Genomic DNA, 14,853 nt, shown 5'->3' with positions numbered 1-14,853 from the left:
TTCCCTCTATCACCTCACCGGTCTCACTTCGACAGGATCCCCATGAGTGACCCTTCCTCCCCCTTCGGCTTCGAACTCGTGCGGCGTGGTTACGACCGCGGTCAGGTGGATGACCGCATTACCAAGCTCGTCGCCGACCGTGATAGTGCTCTCGCCCGCATCACATCGCTGGAAAAGCGCATCGAGGAGCTGCACCTCGAAACGCAGAACGCCCAGGCCCAGGTGAACGACGCGGAGCCGTCGTACGCGGGTCTCGGCGCGCGTGTGGAGAAGATCCTCCGCCTGGCCGAGGAGGAGGCGAAGGACCTGCGCGAGGAGGCCCGCCGCGCCGCCGAGCAGCACCGCGAGCTCGCCGAGTCCGCCGCCCAGCAGGTGCGCAACGACGCCGAGACCTTCGCCGCCGAGCGCAAGGCCAAGGCCGAGGACGACGGCGTCCGCATCGTCGACAAGGCCAAGGGTGAGGCCACCGCGCTGCGCGCCGACGCGCAGAAGGACGCGGCCCAGAAGCGGGAGGAGGCCGACGCCCTCTTCGAGGAGACGCGCGCCAAGGCCGCCCAGGCCGCCGCGGACTTCGAGACCAACCTCGCCAAGCGCCGCGACCAGTCGGAGCGCGACCTCGCGTCCCGTCAGGCCAAGGCCGAGAAGCGTCTCGCCGAGATCGAGCACCGCGCCGAGCAGCTCCGCCTGGAGGCCGAGAAGCTCCGCACGGACGCCGAGCGCCGGGCCCGTCAGACGGTGGAGACCGCGCAGCGCCAGTCCGAGGACATCGTGGCCGACGCCAACGCGAAGGCGGACCGCATCCGCAGCGAGTCGGAGCGCGAGCTGGCGGCCCTCACCAACCGCCGCGACTCGATCAACGCGCAGCTGACCAACGTCCGCGAGATGCTGGCGACGCTGACCGGCGCCGCGGTGGCGGCCGCCGGCACCCCCGCCGACGAGGAGCCCGCCTCCCGCGGCGTCCCGGCCCAGCAGACCCGCTGATTCCGGGAGCAGTACCCGCGCACTCCCCCGTGTGCCCGGGCCGCCCTTGTGGTGGCGCCGGGCACGCGGTCGTTCTAGCGTGAACGCATGATCGAGCTCGATGGCCTCACGAAGCGCTTCGGGAACAAGGTCGCCGTCGACCGGTTGTCGTGCGTGATCAGACCGGGAATGGTGACGGGTTTTCTGGGCCCCAACGGGGCGGGCAAGTCCACCACGATGCGGATGATGCTCGATCTCGACAACCCCACCAGTGGTGCCGTGCGCATCGACGGCAAGCACTACCGCGACCTCTCGGAACCCCTGAAATACATCGGGGCGCTGTTGGACGCCAAGGCGATGCACGGCGGGCGCAGCGCGTACAACAATCTGCTCTGCCTGGCCCAGAGCAACCGCATTCCGAGGAGCCGGGTGTCGGAGGTGCTGGAGACCGTCGGGCTGACCGCGGTGGCGAAGAAGAAGTCCAAGGGCTTCTCGCTGGGCATGGGCCAGCGCCTCGGCATCGCGTCGGCGCTGCTCGGCGATCCCGAGATCCTGATGTTCGACGAGCCGGTCAACGGCCTCGACCCCGAGGGCATCCACTGGATCCGGAACCTGATGAAGACGCTCGCGTCGCAGGGCCGGACGATCTTCGTCTCCTCGCATCTGATGAGCGAGATGGCGCTGACCGCCGACCATCTGATCGTGATCGGTCAGGGCCGGCTGCTCGCCGACACGTCCATGGCCGACTTCATCCAGGAGAACTCCCGCAGTTACGTCCGGCTGCGCTCGCCGCAGCAGGAGCGGCTGCGCGACGTGCTGCACGAGGAGGGCGTCGTCGCGGTCGAGGCGGCGGGCGGCACGCTGGAGGTGGACGGCGCCACCACCGAGGACCTGGGTGAACTGGCCGCCCGGCACTCGATCGTGCTGCACGAGCTGAGCACCCAGCGGGCGTCGCTGGAGGAGGCGTTCATGCAGATGACGGCGGGCTCGGTCGAGTACCACGCCCACTCGGAGCCGGGCGGCGGCGCACCGCCCGGGGAGGGCCCGCGGTGGGGCGAGCCCTGGAACCAGCGGCCCGGCAGCGGAAAGGGGGCGTGACGATGGCTTCGGTCCCCGCGGTCCTGTCCTCCGAATGGACCAAGATCCGCACGGTCTCCTCCACCACCTGGACGCTGATCTCGGCGTTCCTGGTCACCGTCGCGATGGGCGCTGCCCTGTGCGCGGTGATGAACGCCCAGTTCGACGAGCTCTCCGAGGCGGAGCGGGCCACCTTCGACCCGACGTTCATCAGCTTCTCCGGGATGATCCTCGGCCAGCTGGCGATGGTGGTGTTCGGGGTGCTCGTCGTCGGTACGGAGTACAGCTCCGGCATGATCCGCACCTCGCTGGCGGCCGTGCCGCAGCGGGCGACCTTCCTGTTCGGCAAGATGCTGGTGGCCGGGGTGCTGGCTCTGGTGGTCGGCCTGGTCACCAGCTTCGCCACGTTCTTCCTCGGCCAGGCGCTGCTGGGCGGCCACCGTACGGACATCGGCGCGGACAACGTGCTGCGGGCGGTGGTCGGCGGTGGCCTCTACATGGGGCTGATCGCGGTCTTCTCCATGGGGGTGGCGGCGATGCTGCGCAGTTCCATGCTGTCGCTGGGCATCCTGATGCCGTTCTTCTTCCTGGTCTCGCAGATCCTGTCGGCGGTGCCGGGCGCCAAGAAGGTCGCCCAGTACTTCCCGGACCAGGCGGGCTCCAAGATCATGCAGGTGGTGCCGGACGCGATGAACAGCGACCCGGCGCCGTACGGGCCGTGGGCGGGGCTGCTGATCATGGTGGGCTGGGTGGCGGCCGCGGTGACCGGCGGCTTTTTCGTACTGAGGAAGCGGGACGCCTGACCGGGGCGGGGCCCCGGCCGGGCGGGACCCACCCGGGTAACGGCTTGGCCGGAACCGTCAAGGCGCGGATATCCTCCTCACTCATACGGGGGCGTACGGCCGGACGGCGTGTGCCCCGACGACAGATAAGTCGATGGGGCTGGAGCATGATCGAGGCAGTCGGCCTGACCAAGCGCTATGGCGCGAAGACGGCCGTGTACAACCTTTCCTTCCAGGTGCGGCCGGGTGCCGTCACCGGCTTCCTCGGTCCCAACGGGTCCGGCAAGTCGACGACCATGCGGATGATCCTCGGCCTGGACCGGCCGACGGCCGGCCGGGTGACCATCGGCGGCCATGAGTTCCGCGATCTGCCGAACGCGCCCCGCCAGGTGGGCGCCCTGCTCGACGCCAAGGCCGTGCACGGCGGCCGCAGCGCCCGCAACCACCTGCTCTCGCTCGCCCAGCTGGCCGGCATCCCGGAGGCGCGGGTCGACGAGGTGCTGGGTGTGGTGGGCCTCCAGGACGTGGCCCGCAAGCGCTCCAAGGGCTTCTCGCTGGGCATGGGCCAGCGCCTGGGCATCGCGGCGGCGCTGCTCGGCGACCCGCAGGTGCTGCTCTTCGACGAGCCGGTGAACGGCCTCGACCCGGAGGGCATCCTCTGGGTCCGCAACCTGATGAGGATGCTGGCGTCCGAGGGCCGTACCGTCTTCGTCTCCAGCCACCTCATGAGCGAGATGGCCCTGACCGCCGACCACCTGATCGTGATCGGCCGCGGCCAGCTGATGGCCGACATGAGCGTCACGGACTTCATCTCGGCCAACTCGGCCGACTTCGCCCGGGTCCGCGTCCCGGACGAGACGCCCGACCAGCGCGAGAAGCTCACCGCCACGCTGACCGAGGCGGGCGGCCGGGTCCTGTCCGAGCCGGACGGGGCCCTGCGGGTCACCGGCCTGGCCCTCCCCCGGATCAGCGACCTGGCCCACGAGTCGGACGTCCGGCTGTGGGAGCTGTCGCCGCACCAGGCGTCCCTGGAGGAGGCGTACATGCGGATGACGCAGGGCGCCGTGGACTACCGCTCGACGGTCGACCAGAAGGCCCACCTCCAGCAGCCGCCGCCGTACGCCGGCTACGGGCAGCCGCCGGGATACGCCCCGCCGCCACCGCAGCCCGTCCCGGACGTGCCGCAGCAGGGCTGGTACGCCCCGCCGCCGCCCGGACAGAACCCGTACGCGGCCGCCCCGGCGCCCGCCGCCCCGGCGCAGGCGCCCACGCCCCCGGCCCAGGCCCCCGCACCGGCTCCCACCGCTCCCGCCCCGGCGAAGACCGCCGCGGCCCCCGCAGACCTGACCGAGCGCGACACCAGCGAGGACCCCCGATGACCACGCCGCCGGCGCCGCAGACGCCGTACCAGCAGGCCCCACCCCAGCAGCAGGCGTACCAGCAGGCGTTCCAGCAGCCTCAGGGCTCCTACACCTCGCCGATCCCGGTGCGGCCCGCGACGCTCGGTGACGCGATCGCCTCCGAGTGGACCAAGATCCGGTCCGTGCGCTCGACCATGTGGACGCTCGGCGTCATGACCGCGCTGCTGCTGGTCATCGGGGTGCTCGCGGCCGTCGCCGTCTCCGCGTCCGATTCGAACATGGACGGGACCCCGGTACTGAGCCTCGGCTTCTTCGGGGTGCTGCTGGGCACGATCTGCGTGATCACGCTCGGCGTGATGACGATCGCCTCGGAGTACGGCACCGGCATGATCCGTACGACGCTGACGGCCTGCCCGAGCCGGGGCCGGGTGCTCGGCGCCAAGGCGCTCGTCTTCTTCCTGCTCACCTTCGTCCTCACCACGGTGATGACGTCGCTGGTCGCCCTGATCCAGTCGTCCATGCTGGACGCGCCCTCGCCCACCGGTGAGGAGTGGCTGCGCGCCACGGTCGGCGTCAGTCTCTACGTGGCGACGCTGGGGCTGCTCGCCCTCGCGGTCGGTACGCTGATCCGGCACTCCGCCGGGGCGATCACCCTCATGATCGGGGTGGTGCTGCTGCCGCTCGTGCTGGCGCTCTTCATGTTCGCCGAGTCGCTGTCGACGCTCCAGGAGAAGCTCCTGGAGTACTCGGTCCCCAACCAGCTGAGCGTCTTCTACGACAACTCGGTCACCTCGTCCGGCGGCCCGTCCGGCTGGGACCCGCTGTGGATCATCCTCGGCGTGACCGCGGTGGCCCTGGGCGGGGCGTACCTGTCGATGAACCAGCGCGACGTCTGAGCCGGGCCGGGGCCTCCCGGCCGGTCAGTACCGAGGCGCGTTCCTGGACCGCTGCACCCGTGTGGTGCGGCGGTCCTTCGCGTTCCAGCAGGCCTTGTGCCAGTGCCTGCGGTCGTCGATCCCGCCGTACTCGGACCAGGCCACCAGGTGCGGGACGCCGGACGGGATCTCCTGGTCGCAGCCGGGGCAGCGGTAGCGCTTGCCGGCCGCGCTCGCGCCGCTGACCGGGCGTACGGACCACTCCTCGCCCTGCCACTCCTCCGTGCGCCCGCCCCCGCCGTACCGGTCCCCCGCCGCGCTCGCGCTGTCGTTGCGGCTCTCGCCGCCTCGGGGGCGGTTGCGGCGCGGGGACACGTTTCACCTCACGTAACGGGCTGGGCGGGACCCGTCCAGCGTAGGGCCATTCGGGCGGGGCACCCGTCATTCAGGGCCTCACGGGGCTGCGGGTTACCGGAAAATCGCAACAACTCCGCGCCGGACCGTGCCTTTGGCACGTGTCAGACGTTGTTGCCAGCAGGGGAGAGCCGCGTCGGCCGCAAGGAGGAAATCGACGATGCGTGTCGGAACGTTCGTACTGGCGGCCCAGTTTCCGGGCCAGGGGCCGGGGGAAGCGCTGCACCGCGCGATCCGGTCCGCCGAGGTCGCCGAGGAGTCCGGGCTCGACTCGGTCTGGCTGGCCGAACATCATTTCGTGCCGTACGGGGTGTGCCCGTCGGCCGTGACACTGGCCGCGCAGCTGCTCGGCCGCACCCGCCGCATCCGCGTGGGTACGGCGGTGAGCGTGCTGCCCACACAGCACCCGGTGGCGCTCGGCGAGCAGGCCGCGCTGCTCCACCTCACCAGCGGAGGCCGGTTCAGCCTCGGGGTGGGCCGGGGCGGTCCGTGGGTGGACCTGGAGGTGTTCGGCGGCGGCCTGGAGGCGTACGAGAAGGGCTTCCCGGAGGCCCTGGGGCTCCTGCTCGACTGGCTGCGCGAGCCGCGCGTGGCGGGCCGGGGCGAGCGGTACGGCTTCCGCGAGGTGGCGGTCGTCCCCCGGGCCGACGAACTGCTCGACGCGGACGGCGAGAGCGGCTCCGGCGGGCCCGAGGTGATCGTCGCGTGCACCTCCCGCAAGACCGTGGAGCTCGCCGCCGAGAAGGGCCTGCCGATGCTGCTCGGCATGCACTGCGGCGACGAGGAGAAGGCGGAGATGGTGGCGCTCTGGCGGTCCCGCGCGCTGGCGGCCGGCCATGCGCCGGAGCGGGTGCGCGGGGCGGGACACGTCTCGGCGGGCGTGGCCCAGATCGCCGACCGCACCGAGGACGCCGTCGAGACGCTGGTGAAGGCGATGCCCGGCTGGCTGCGCCAGGGGCTCGACGCGCATGTGACGGTCGACGGCCGGCACCGCGTGATGCGGGACCCGGTCGGTTACGCGGAGCTGCTGTGCGGTCTTCATCCGGTGGGCACACCGAAGCTGGCGGCCGACCGCCTCGCGGCCACCGCCGAGCGCACGGGCATCACCCGCTTCGCGCTCCTGGTGGAGGGTTCCGGAGATCTCATGGCCACGGAGGAGAACGTAGCGCGGCTGGGCACGGAGGTACGGCCACTCCTCGAATGACCTCCGCGCACGGACGGACGGGTGTACGGCGGTGTGCGTACGGAGCCGCCGCCCCGGACCAGTTGCACCTCCCGCGGCCCGGAACGGCGACGGAAGCGTTCAGCAGTCCCGTAGTTCGGGCGACTGGTTGAGCAACTGGCCCCTCACCGAGGTGAACTTGGCCAGTCGTTCGTCGACCGAGGCGTCCAGCGGGAACACCGCGACGCGGTGGCAGTTCTGGAATGCGAGACGCACCCCGAAGTGCCGCTGCAGCGCGCCGCGTATCGCATCACTCGCGAGCGCACGCAGCAGCTGACCACGTGCCTGCTCGTTGGGCGGCGGCGTCTGGTTGTCGGCGAACTCCCCACCGTCGACCTTCAGCTGAGCCACCAACGAGCTGATCATCTCCCATGCATAGGGCAGGGAGGTCCGGACGCAGTCGACGAAGTCGGCTTCGTCGACCTCGCCTCGCTCGGCCTGTTCCAACAGAGCCGGTGAGACGTCGAGCGACATGGGTTCTCCTCTCGCGGCCCCGGCGGGCTGCCGAAGCCTTACGGGCAGGGAAGGAGGGCGGCGACGCAGCGTGCACATACGGCGACCTCCTGCATCCACGGTAAGGGCGCAGTCCTGGCCGCACCAGGAGATTGGGAACACAACCGGCCAATAACGAAGGGGTTCAAAGAGGGGCAAGACAGAAAGCGTCAACTCCGGAAGGGGCGGGAGTTGCAGATGGGTGAATCGCGCCGGGCCCCCGTCGTCGAGTAGCGTTGCCGACCATGCGTCTCGTCATCGCCCGCTGCTCCGTGGACTACGCGGGCCGGCTCACGGCCCACCTGCCCTCCGCTCCCCGCCTCATCCTGGTGAAGGCGGACGGGAGCGTGTCGATTCACGCCGACGACAGGGCGTACAAACCGCTCAACTGGATGTCGCCGCCCTGCACCCTGAAGGAGGGCAGCGGCGACGCCGAGGGCGTCTGGACCGTGGTGAACAAGGCGGGCGAAAAACTGATCATCACCATGGAGGAAATCCTCCATGACTCGTCCCACGAGCTGGGCGTCGATCCGGGCCTGATCAAGGACGGCGTGGAAGCGCACCTCCAGGAACTGCTCGCGGACCGCATCGAGATCCTGGGCGAGGGCTACACGCTGATCCGCCGCGAGTACTTCACGGCCATCGGCCCGGTCGACATCCTGTGCCGCGACGCGGACGGGCAGACGGTGGCCGTCGAGCTGAAGCGCCGCGGCGACATCGACGGCGTCGAGCAGCTGACCCGCTACCTGGAACTGCTCAACCGCGACCCGCACCTGGCCCCGGTGAAGGGGATCTTCGCCGCCCAGGAGATCAAGCCCCAGGCCCGCGTCCTGGCCACGGACCGCGGCATCGGCTGTGTGGTCCTGGACTACGACGCGATGCGAGGCATCGAGGACGACAAGCTCCGCCTGTTCTGAGCCCCGGCCCGGGCGGCCCGTTCCCCCGGCCGGACCGCTTCCGGCCCGGCGGCCCTCCCCGGCCCGTCCCGCGACCGAGGGCGGAACCCCCGGGCCGGGGAGCGGAACCCCGTCGGGCAGGTCAGTCCCCCGAGGGGCCCCCGCCGGCCGCCATCGAGGACCCGCCCGCCGCCTCGGGCGTATCCGGCTTCGTCGGCGGCTCCTCCGGGTCCGGCTGTTCCGGACTCGGGGACTCGGTCTCCGCCGGCGTCGGCGTGGTGGCGGTCTTCGTGGGCGTCGGCTTCGGCGACGTCGTCGGCGTCCCGGACGATCCGGTCGACCCGGTCGACGACGAGGACGACGAGGACGAGGAAGGCGACGACGCCCCCGAGGGCTTCCCGGTCTCCTCCGGCTTCGCCGACGACGAGGGCGAGACCGTCTCGCCCCCACCGGCCGGCGCCGATCCGCTCCCGGTCGGCCCGGGTGTCACCGACACCGACGCGACCCCCGGGCCCGAGGGCACGGCCGTCGTGGGCGGGGCGTCCGCCGGTTCGCCGATCGTCACCTCGGCGTCGTGGATGCTGTCGTCCTCCGGCACCTCCTGCTCGGTCGACGTACCGGCGCCGCCCTGCGGGTCACTGCTCGACGTCAGCCCGAGCGTCACCACCGTGCCGAGGACTCCGGCCAGCAGGACTCCCGCCCCGACGGCGACCAGGTTGCGCCGGGCCCCGCCGATGAGGGCCGCCGGGCCGCCCCGCCGGGCCCCCTCGCCGGCCGCCGCCGGCACCCGCGGCACCACGGCGGTGTCGTCCAGCGCGCGCTGCATCGAGACCGGGATGACGGCCGGTGCCCCCAGCGGCGGCGTCGCCTCGAACGCCCCGGCCGCACTCCCGTCACCCGGCACCGGGCTCGCGGCCGGTCCGCCGGACCGGTCCTCGACCAGGGCGAGGGCCCGCCGCCCGGCCACCGCACCGCTCTTGTCGGCGAGCGCGCCGCGCATGCTGATGGAGGTCTCCAGCTCGGCCCTGGCCCGGTCGGGATGGCCGGTGCAGAGCGCGAGGACGCCCAACTCGTGGTGGAAGTAGGCCTCCTCCGCGACCTCCCCGGCGAGCCGGCCGGCCTCCTGGCCGATCCGCAGGGCCCGCTCCCAGGCACCCCAGTGCAGCCCGGCCGCGAAGGCGGGCGCCGCGCTGCGGGCGAGGAGCACGGCGGCGCTCGTCCGGCCCGCCCCCTCCCCCGGCACGAGCTGGGTCATGGCGGCGATGATCGCGTCGGCCTCGGCGGCCGCCCGTGCGGGGGTGACGGAGGGGTGCCCGGTCCACCAGGCGTAGTGCTGGGCGGCCGTGCGGGCCCGGTCGACGGCGTCGTCGCCGTAACCGGCGGCCAGCAGCTGGGCCGGCACCCCGGCGGCCAGCCGGTAGCGGGAGCCGGCCGGGGAGAGCAGCCCGCAGCCGGCCAGCTCGCCGAGCGCGGCGTCGGCGTGGGTGTCCCCGACGAGCGCCGGCAGATGCGCCTGGTGCGGCACCTCGCCGCCGAGCGCCACCGCGAAGCGGAGCGTCTCGCGTGCGGCGTCGCTCAGCCGGGAGGCGAGCAGCGCCGCGGGCGCCGCGCCCTCGCCGAGGCTGGGCAGCGGCACCTCGTCCTCCCCGGCCCTTTCCGGCGCCGACGGCGCATCGGCGGGCCGGTTCTCCCGGTAGCCGTACGCGTCGTACGCGGTCGGGTCGGTGCGCAGCTGGTCGCGCTGGCGCAGCAGCGCGCCGGCCTGGACGAACCGTAGGGGCAGGCCCTCGGACTCGAACCAGAGGTCTCCGGCCCAGTTGGCCTCCTCCTCGGTGAGCCGCCGTTCGACGACCCGTGCCAGCAGGTCGAGGGAGGTGGCGCGGTCGAGGCCGGTGAGGAAGACCTCGTCGAGGTGGGAGTCGGTGCCCGGCGCGGCGACGTCGGGCGTCGCGGCGAGCAGGAAGGCGCACTCGGGGGTCGCGTCGAGCAGCTCGTCCAGGGCCGCGCCGCCGAACTCCAGGTCGTCCAGGACGACGACGGCGCCGGTGGTCCGCAGCGCCTCCAGGAGGAGGGTCCGGTCCGGGCGGTACAGGGGCGCGTCGTGGACGGCGTCGAAGAGCGCGTACAGCAGGTCGGTGGCCGTGCGCTTGTGGCCGCTGAGGCGGACGACCCCGTCGGGCGCGAAATCCGCACAGTCGGCGGCGACGGCGTCGAGCAGGGCGGTACGGCCGGAACCCGCCGGTCCGGTCAGCCGGACGGAGCGGCCGCGAGCGAGCAGCCGGGTCAGCCGCTCACGTTCGGTGTCGCGCCGCAGCAGGGGCAGTTCGGGGACGGGCGGGCCGGGCGGCACGGGGGGCGCCGCGGCGCGGGCGCGGTCGGCGCGCTCGGCGGGGGTGCGGCGCACGGGGGTGGCCGGCCGCTCGCCGGGCGGGCAGAGCTCGACCTCGCTGCCGTCGACCGGGTTGACGGTGAGCAGCAGATCGCCGGCGACGAGGGTGACCACCCGGGCCTGTTGCGGTGTTTGCTGACCGAAATCCGGAGTCAGCGGGTCGCGGGAGGGCCGGCGCCGGCCGGCCTCCTCTCCGAAGCCCTTGCTGTCGCGGCCGAACTCTTCCGGCCCCCGGTGTATCGGGTCCATCGCCAAAGCCCCCAAGACGCGTCGAGCGCGGTTGTCCCTCCCGGCCTCGCACGTCCAGATGCCGCCCACGGTCCGGTGTCCGCCGGGTGGGTCCGTCAATCGGCAGACGGCCGAACCCTAAACCTCCGCACAGTATCCATGAACACCCGGGGTGGCACGCCGCCCCACAGATCACGGTCTCGTGAGGATTGTGCGCCCCGCCCCCGACCGGCAGGACGCCCCCTCGGACCGTACGGTCACCGACGGTCCGTACGGGGACACGGCGCGTGCCGGCCGGGTCCGCTCAGACGCGCGGCAGGGACTCCGCGGCGATTCCGCCCTCGATGGCGAGGATGCGGTGCAGCCGGGTGGCCACCAGGAGGCGTTGCATCTGCGGAGGCACACCGCGCAGCACGAGGCGTCGTCCGGCGCGGCCGGCCCTGCGGTGCGCGCCCATGATGACGCCGAGTCCGGTGGCGTCCCACGAATCCAGCTCGGTCAGGTCGAGCACCAGATCCCCGGCGCCGCCGTCGAGGGCCGAGTGCAGGACCGTACGGGCGTCCGCCGCGCTTCGGACGTCGAGGCGGCCCCCGACGACCAGCTCGGCGTGGTCGCCCCTGATGTGCATATGCGCTCCCCTGGAATGCTCCGTGGCCCGGTCCGTCTGTCCGAAACTGTCTCTGCCCCAACTGACTGCGGCAGCGACAGGCTAGTTGCCGTCTGTAAGCGAACCGATACCGAATTCACTCCGAGGAGTGATGTGGGACGGCCGCGGACCCGGGTGGATCCGCTGGTTCGGGACGGTGTTCCCCGAACGGCACCCGGCCTGATTGACAGCAGATCAGCCGGACCGGACCGAAAATGATCAGTAGGTGTAGAAGCCCTGCCCGCTCTTGCGCCCGATGTCACCTGCATCGACCATCCGGCGCATCAGCTCCGGGGCGGCGAACTTCTCGTCCTGCGACTCGGTGTAGATGTTGCTCGTGGCGTGCAGCAGGATGTCGACCCCGGTCAGGTCGGCGGTCGCGAGGGGGCCCATCGCGTGGCCGAAACCGAGCTTGCAGGCGACATCGATGTCCTCGGCCGTGGCGACGCCCGACTCGTACAGCTTGGCGGCCTCGACGACGAGCGCCGAGATCAGCCGGGTGGTGACGAAGCCGGCCACGTCACGGTTGACGACGATGCAGGTCTTGCCGACGGACTCGGCGAACTCCCGCGCGGTGGCGAGGGTTTCGTCGCTGGTCTTGTAGCCGCGTACGAGTTCGCAGAGCTGCATCATCGGGACCGGCGAGAAGAAGTGCACGCCGACGACGCGCTCCGGGCGCTCCGTCACCGCCGCGATCTTGGTGATCGGGATGGCGGAGGTGTTGGAGGCGAGCACGGCGTCGTCCCGGACGATCTTGTCGAGGGACCGGAAGATCTCGTGCTTCACCTCCAGCTTCTCGAAGACGGCCTCGACGACGACGTCCGCGTCGGCGACGGCGTCCAGGTCGGTGGTCGTGGTGATCCGGCCGAGTGCGGCCTCGGCGTCGGCGGCGTCCAGCTTGCCCTTGGCGACGAACCTGTCGTAGGAGGCCTTGATGCCGTCACGGCCTCGGGCCAGAGCCTCGTCGGTCACGTCGCGCAGCACCACGTCCCAGCCCGCCTGGGCGGAGACCTGCGCGATGCCGGACCCCATGAGTCCGGCTCCGATGACGGCAAGCTTCCTGGCCACGTTGGCACCCCTCTGTATGTGTTCGGCGGTTCTCGTCCACGCCCTCCGGCGGAGGTTAGTACCCGTGGCGGGCGCTGGGGCCGCGAAGAGATGCGCGTCACGTCTCAAATGACGGACATCACACCGGGAGGTGTCATTCGGCGGGGCGCCGGGCGTAGTTGAGCACCTTTTCGCCCAGCAGGTCCTCGATGTCGTCCAGCAGTACGAGGGCGTCCCGGGACACCTCGGCGGGCTTGCGGCCGGCCACCATCTCCTGCCCGATGTACCCCATGAGGGTGCCGTGGACCCAGGAGAGCTGACCGGCCACCAGGACCGGCGCGCGGTCCCCCGCCCCGGCGCCGCTCACCTCCACGAGGGTGGCCTCCAGGTGCTGCGCGGCCTCCTGCTGGATGTGCCAGAGGCGGGCCTTGAGGCTGTCGGCCTCCTCGATGACCCGCATGAAGCGCGCGTACCCCTCCATCAGGCCGACGGTGGGCGACACGCTCTCGACCTGGACGCGCAGCTCCCGCAGCACGGCGTCGGCCGCGGACTCGCCCTGGTCGCGGCCCCTGACGTACCGCGAGAGGCGCTCCACGACGCCCTTGCCGCGGTCGAGGAACAGGTCCTCCTTGGCGGGGAAGTAGTTGTACACGGTGTTGACCGAGACGTCGGCGGCGTGCGCGATCTCGGCGACCGTCACCGCGTCGAAGCCCCGCTCCAGGAAGAGGCCGGTGGCCACGTCCGAGAGGTGCTGCCTGGTCTGCCGCTTCTTGCGCTCCCTGAGTCCCTCAGCCATGGGTCCATGGTAGATCGTCTGGTGTCCCTACGAATTTGGTGTCATTGCATTTTTTCAGTGACTCTGTTTTCGTGGGGCACATGACCGTCATCAGTACGTCCGGGCTCGCCCGGACCTTCATGGGCGACTCCGGCCCGGTCGAGGCCGTCCGCTGCCTCGACCTGACCGTCGCGGCCGGCGAGATCGTCGGCCTGCTCGGCCCCAACGGCGCGGGCAAGACGACCACCCTGCGCATGCTCACCACGCTGCTCTCCCCCACCGGCGGCGCGGCCACCGTCGCCGGCCGCGACCTGGTCGCCGACCCGGCGGGCGTACGCGCACAGTGCGGTTACGTCGCCCAGTCGGGCGGGGTGGACCCGCACACCACCGTGCGGGAGGAACTGGTCACCCAGGGCCGGATGTACCGGCTCGGCAAGGCGGCCGCGGTCGCCCGGGCCGCTGAACTCGCGGGAGAACTCGGCCTGTCGGACCTGCTCGACCGGCGGACCGCGGCCCTCTCCGGCGGTCAGCGCCGCCGCCTCGACATCGCCATGGGGCTCACCCACCGCCCCGCCGTGCTCTTCCTGGACGAGCCGACCACCGGGCTCGACCCGGGCAGCCGCGCCGACCTCTGGAACCTGGTGCGCCGGCTCCGCGACGCGCACGGCACCACCGTCGTGCTCACCACGCACTACCTGGACGAGGCGGACGCGCTCGCCGACCGGCTCGTCGTCATCGACGACGGCCTGGTGGCGGCGGAGGGCACCCCGGCCGCCCTCAAGACCCGGTACGCGGGCTCACCCGACGGCACGCTCCAGGACGCCTTCCTGGCCCTCACCGGACGCGCCCCCGCCGCCGACATCGCTCCCCTCTCGGTCTGACCTCCCTCAGGAACGCCATGCTGCTGCACGACACCGCGCTGATCTTCGGGCGTTACGCCCGCCAGACCCTGCGCTCCAGGTTCCAGATCCTCTTCGGCATCCTGATGCCCCTGCTCCACCTGCTCTTCTTCGGCCCGCTGCTCACCGAGTTGCCGCTCGGCGGGGCCGCCGGTTCCTGGCAGATCCTGGTGCCCGGACTGCTGCTCCAGCTCGCCCTGTTCGGCGCCTCGTTCGCCGGCTTCGGCCTCATCATCGACAAGTCGACCGGGGTGGTCGAGCGGATGCGGGTGACCCCGGTGAGCCGGGCGGCGCTGCTGCTCGGGCGGGTGCTGCGGGACGCGCTGCTGTTCGTGTTCCAGGCGGTGCTGCTGGTGCTCGTCGCCGTACTGATGGGGCTGCGCGCGCCGCTGGCCGGGGTGCTGATCGGCTTCGTCTTCGTCGGCCTGCTGACGGTCTCGCTGGCCTCGCTCTCGTACGCACTCGCGATGCGGGTCTCGACGCCGCAGGAGTTCGGGCCCGTCATCAACTCGCTCACCATGCCGGCCATGCTGCTGTCCGGCCTGATGCTGCCGATGACGCTCGGCCCGAAATGGCTGGACGTCCTCTCGCGCTTCACGCCGTTCCGCTACCTGGTGGACGCGGTCCGGGACGCGTACGTGGGCTCGTACGCCACCGGGCACATGCTGTACGGAGTCCTGGTCGCCCTGGGCTTCGCGGCGTCGGCCGTGACGGTGGGCACACGTGTCTTCCGGAAGGCCGGGGCATGAGTAGTGCCGCGGCAGCCGGGGTTCGCCCCGGCTACCGCGGC

General features: G+C 71.9%; 15 protein-coding genes. 9 read left to right on the top strand and 6 right to left on the bottom strand.

Annotated features, from left to right (window positions below; translation table 11 throughout):
• The first annotated feature begins 42 nt into the window (after positions 1–42).
• The 5 genes from ABZ564_RS14325 to ABZ564_RS14305 all read left to right on the top strand — a co-directional run bounded on the left by ABZ564_RS14325 (position 43) and on the right by ABZ564_RS14305 (position 5,076).
• On the top strand, positions 43–981 hold the full coding sequence (locus tag ABZ564_RS14325; protein WP_073963892.1) for a cellulose-binding protein: 939 nt from the start codon (positions 43–45) through the stop codon (positions 979–981).
• A gap of 87 nt (positions 982–1,068) precedes the next feature.
• Entirely contained in the window at positions 1,069–2,058 is a 990-nt protein-coding gene (locus tag ABZ564_RS14320; protein WP_360854949.1) for an ATP-binding cassette domain-containing protein, read from the top strand.
• A gap of 2 nt (positions 2,059–2,060) precedes the next feature.
• Positions 2,061–2,840: an ABC transporter permease subunit gene (locus ABZ564_RS14315; protein ID WP_360854946.1), complete on the top strand. Its 780-nt coding sequence runs from the start codon at positions 2,061–2,063 to the stop codon at positions 2,838–2,840.
• A 146-nt stretch (positions 2,841–2,986) separates the two neighbouring features.
• Positions 2,987–4,198: an ABC transporter ATP-binding protein gene (locus ABZ564_RS14310; RefSeq protein WP_360854943.1), complete on the top strand. Its 1,212-nt coding sequence runs from the start codon at positions 2,987–2,989 to the stop codon at positions 4,196–4,198.
• Entirely contained in the window at positions 4,195–5,076 is an 882-nt protein-coding gene (locus ABZ564_RS14305) for an ABC transporter permease subunit (protein ID WP_360854940.1), read from the top strand. The genes ABZ564_RS14310 and ABZ564_RS14305 overlap by 4 nt, the downstream gene beginning before the upstream one ends.
• A gap of 24 nt (positions 5,077–5,100) precedes the next feature.
• Here the strand turns inward: ABZ564_RS14305 and ABZ564_RS14300 are convergent, their stop codons facing one another.
• Complete coding sequence (locus ABZ564_RS14300) at positions 5,101–5,430, bottom strand: ATP/GTP-binding protein (protein WP_360854937.1); 330 nt, start codon at positions 5,428–5,430, stop codon at positions 5,101–5,103.
• A gap of 199 nt (positions 5,431–5,629) precedes the next feature.
• Here ABZ564_RS14300 and ABZ564_RS14295 point away from each other — a divergent pair, with 199 nt between their 5' ends.
• On the top strand, positions 5,630–6,673 hold the full coding sequence (locus tag ABZ564_RS14295) for an LLM class flavin-dependent oxidoreductase (protein ID WP_360854934.1): 1,044 nt from the start codon (positions 5,630–5,632) through the stop codon (positions 6,671–6,673).
• 99 nt (positions 6,674–6,772) lie between these two features.
• Here ABZ564_RS14295 and ABZ564_RS14290 read toward each other — a convergent pair whose 3' ends face one another.
• Positions 6,773–7,165 (bottom strand): SCO5389 family protein, encoded by a 393-nt coding sequence (locus ABZ564_RS14290; protein ID WP_360854931.1) that lies wholly within the window; start codon positions 7,163–7,165, stop codon positions 6,773–6,775.
• 263 nt (positions 7,166–7,428) lie between these two features.
• Here ABZ564_RS14290 and nucS point away from each other — a divergent pair, with 263 nt between their 5' ends.
• Positions 7,429–8,100, top strand: a complete 672-nt coding sequence (gene nucS / locus ABZ564_RS14285) for an endonuclease NucS (protein WP_093706125.1) — start codon at positions 7,429–7,431, stop codon at positions 8,098–8,100.
• A gap of 121 nt (positions 8,101–8,221) precedes the next feature.
• On the opposite strand, the gene ABZ564_RS14280 is transcribed toward nucS, so the two are convergent.
• From ABZ564_RS14280 to ABZ564_RS14265, 4 genes are all read right to left on the bottom strand, one after another.
• Positions 8,222–10,717, bottom strand: coding sequence for an ATP-binding protein (locus tag ABZ564_RS14280; RefSeq protein ID WP_360854928.1), 2,496 nt, complete (start codon positions 10,715–10,717; stop codon positions 8,222–8,224).
• A gap of 283 nt (positions 10,718–11,000) precedes the next feature.
• Positions 11,001–11,324, bottom strand: coding sequence for an STAS domain-containing protein (locus ABZ564_RS14275; protein WP_360854925.1), 324 nt, complete (start codon positions 11,322–11,324; stop codon positions 11,001–11,003).
• Positions 11,325–11,561: 237 nt separating this feature from the next.
• Positions 11,562–12,410, bottom strand: coding sequence for a 3-hydroxyacyl-CoA dehydrogenase family protein (locus tag ABZ564_RS14270; RefSeq protein WP_360854922.1), 849 nt, complete (start codon positions 12,408–12,410; stop codon positions 11,562–11,564).
• A 133-nt stretch (positions 12,411–12,543) separates the two neighbouring features.
• On the bottom strand, positions 12,544–13,185 hold the full coding sequence (locus ABZ564_RS14265; RefSeq protein WP_360854919.1) for a TetR/AcrR family transcriptional regulator: 642 nt from the start codon (positions 13,183–13,185) through the stop codon (positions 12,544–12,546).
• A gap of 80 nt (positions 13,186–13,265) precedes the next feature.
• Between ABZ564_RS14265 and ABZ564_RS14260 the strand changes: the two genes are divergently transcribed.
• Together ABZ564_RS14260 and ABZ564_RS14255 are read left to right on the top strand one after the other, a co-directional pair.
• Positions 13,266–14,045, top strand: a complete 780-nt coding sequence (locus ABZ564_RS14260) for an ATP-binding cassette domain-containing protein (protein WP_360854916.1) — start codon at positions 13,266–13,268, stop codon at positions 14,043–14,045.
• Between the two features lie 17 nt (positions 14,046–14,062).
• Positions 14,063–14,812, top strand: a complete 750-nt coding sequence (locus tag ABZ564_RS14255; RefSeq protein ID WP_360854913.1) for an ABC transporter permease — start codon at positions 14,063–14,065, stop codon at positions 14,810–14,812.
• Positions 14,813–14,853: the final 41 nt, after the last annotated feature.

The sequence above is a fragment of the Streptomyces sp. NPDC019224 genome (assembly GCF_040632605.1).
In the GTDB taxonomy this organism is placed as follows: domain Bacteria; phylum Actinomycetota; class Actinomycetes; order Streptomycetales; family Streptomycetaceae; genus Streptomyces.
Note: the sequence above shows the minus strand (reverse complement) of the source record. Positions and strands in the feature narration are given on the sequence as shown.

What these genes read in the sequence shown, in the direction of transcription:
- ABZ564_RS14265 (WP_360854919.1), bottom strand. Translation starts at nt 13,185, where the DNA reads ATGGCTGAGGGACTCAGGGAGCGCAAGAAGCGGCAGACCAGGCAGCAC.
- ABZ564_RS14305 (WP_360854940.1), top strand. Translation starts at nt 4,195, where the DNA reads ATGACCACGCCGCCGGCGCCGCAGACGCCGTACCAGCAGGCCCCACCC.
- ABZ564_RS14275 (WP_360854925.1), bottom strand. Translation starts at nt 11,324, where the DNA reads ATGCACATCAGGGGCGACCACGCCGAGCTGGTCGTCGGGGGCCGCCTC.
- ABZ564_RS14280 (WP_360854928.1), bottom strand. Translation starts at nt 10,717, where the DNA reads ATGGACCCGATACACCGGGGGCCGGAAGAGTTCGGCCGCGACAGCAAG.
- ABZ564_RS14325 (WP_073963892.1), top strand. Translation starts at nt 43, where the DNA reads ATGAGTGACCCTTCCTCCCCCTTCGGCTTCGAACTCGTGCGGCGTGGT.
- ABZ564_RS14260 (WP_360854916.1), top strand. Translation starts at nt 13,266, where the DNA reads ATGACCGTCATCAGTACGTCCGGGCTCGCCCGGACCTTCATGGGCGAC.
- ABZ564_RS14295 (WP_360854934.1), top strand. Translation starts at nt 5,630, where the DNA reads ATGCGTGTCGGAACGTTCGTACTGGCGGCCCAGTTTCCGGGCCAGGGG.
- nucS (WP_093706125.1), top strand. Translation starts at nt 7,429, where the DNA reads ATGCGTCTCGTCATCGCCCGCTGCTCCGTGGACTACGCGGGCCGGCTC.
- ABZ564_RS14315 (WP_360854946.1), top strand. Translation starts at nt 2,061, where the DNA reads ATGGCTTCGGTCCCCGCGGTCCTGTCCTCCGAATGGACCAAGATCCGC.
- ABZ564_RS14320 (WP_360854949.1), top strand. Translation starts at nt 1,069, where the DNA reads ATGATCGAGCTCGATGGCCTCACGAAGCGCTTCGGGAACAAGGTCGCC.
- ABZ564_RS14310 (WP_360854943.1), top strand. Translation starts at nt 2,987, where the DNA reads ATGATCGAGGCAGTCGGCCTGACCAAGCGCTATGGCGCGAAGACGGCC.
- ABZ564_RS14255 (WP_360854913.1), top strand. Translation starts at nt 14,063, where the DNA reads ATGCTGCTGCACGACACCGCGCTGATCTTCGGGCGTTACGCCCGCCAG.
- ABZ564_RS14290 (WP_360854931.1), bottom strand. Translation starts at nt 7,165, where the DNA reads ATGTCGCTCGACGTCTCACCGGCTCTGTTGGAACAGGCCGAGCGAGGC.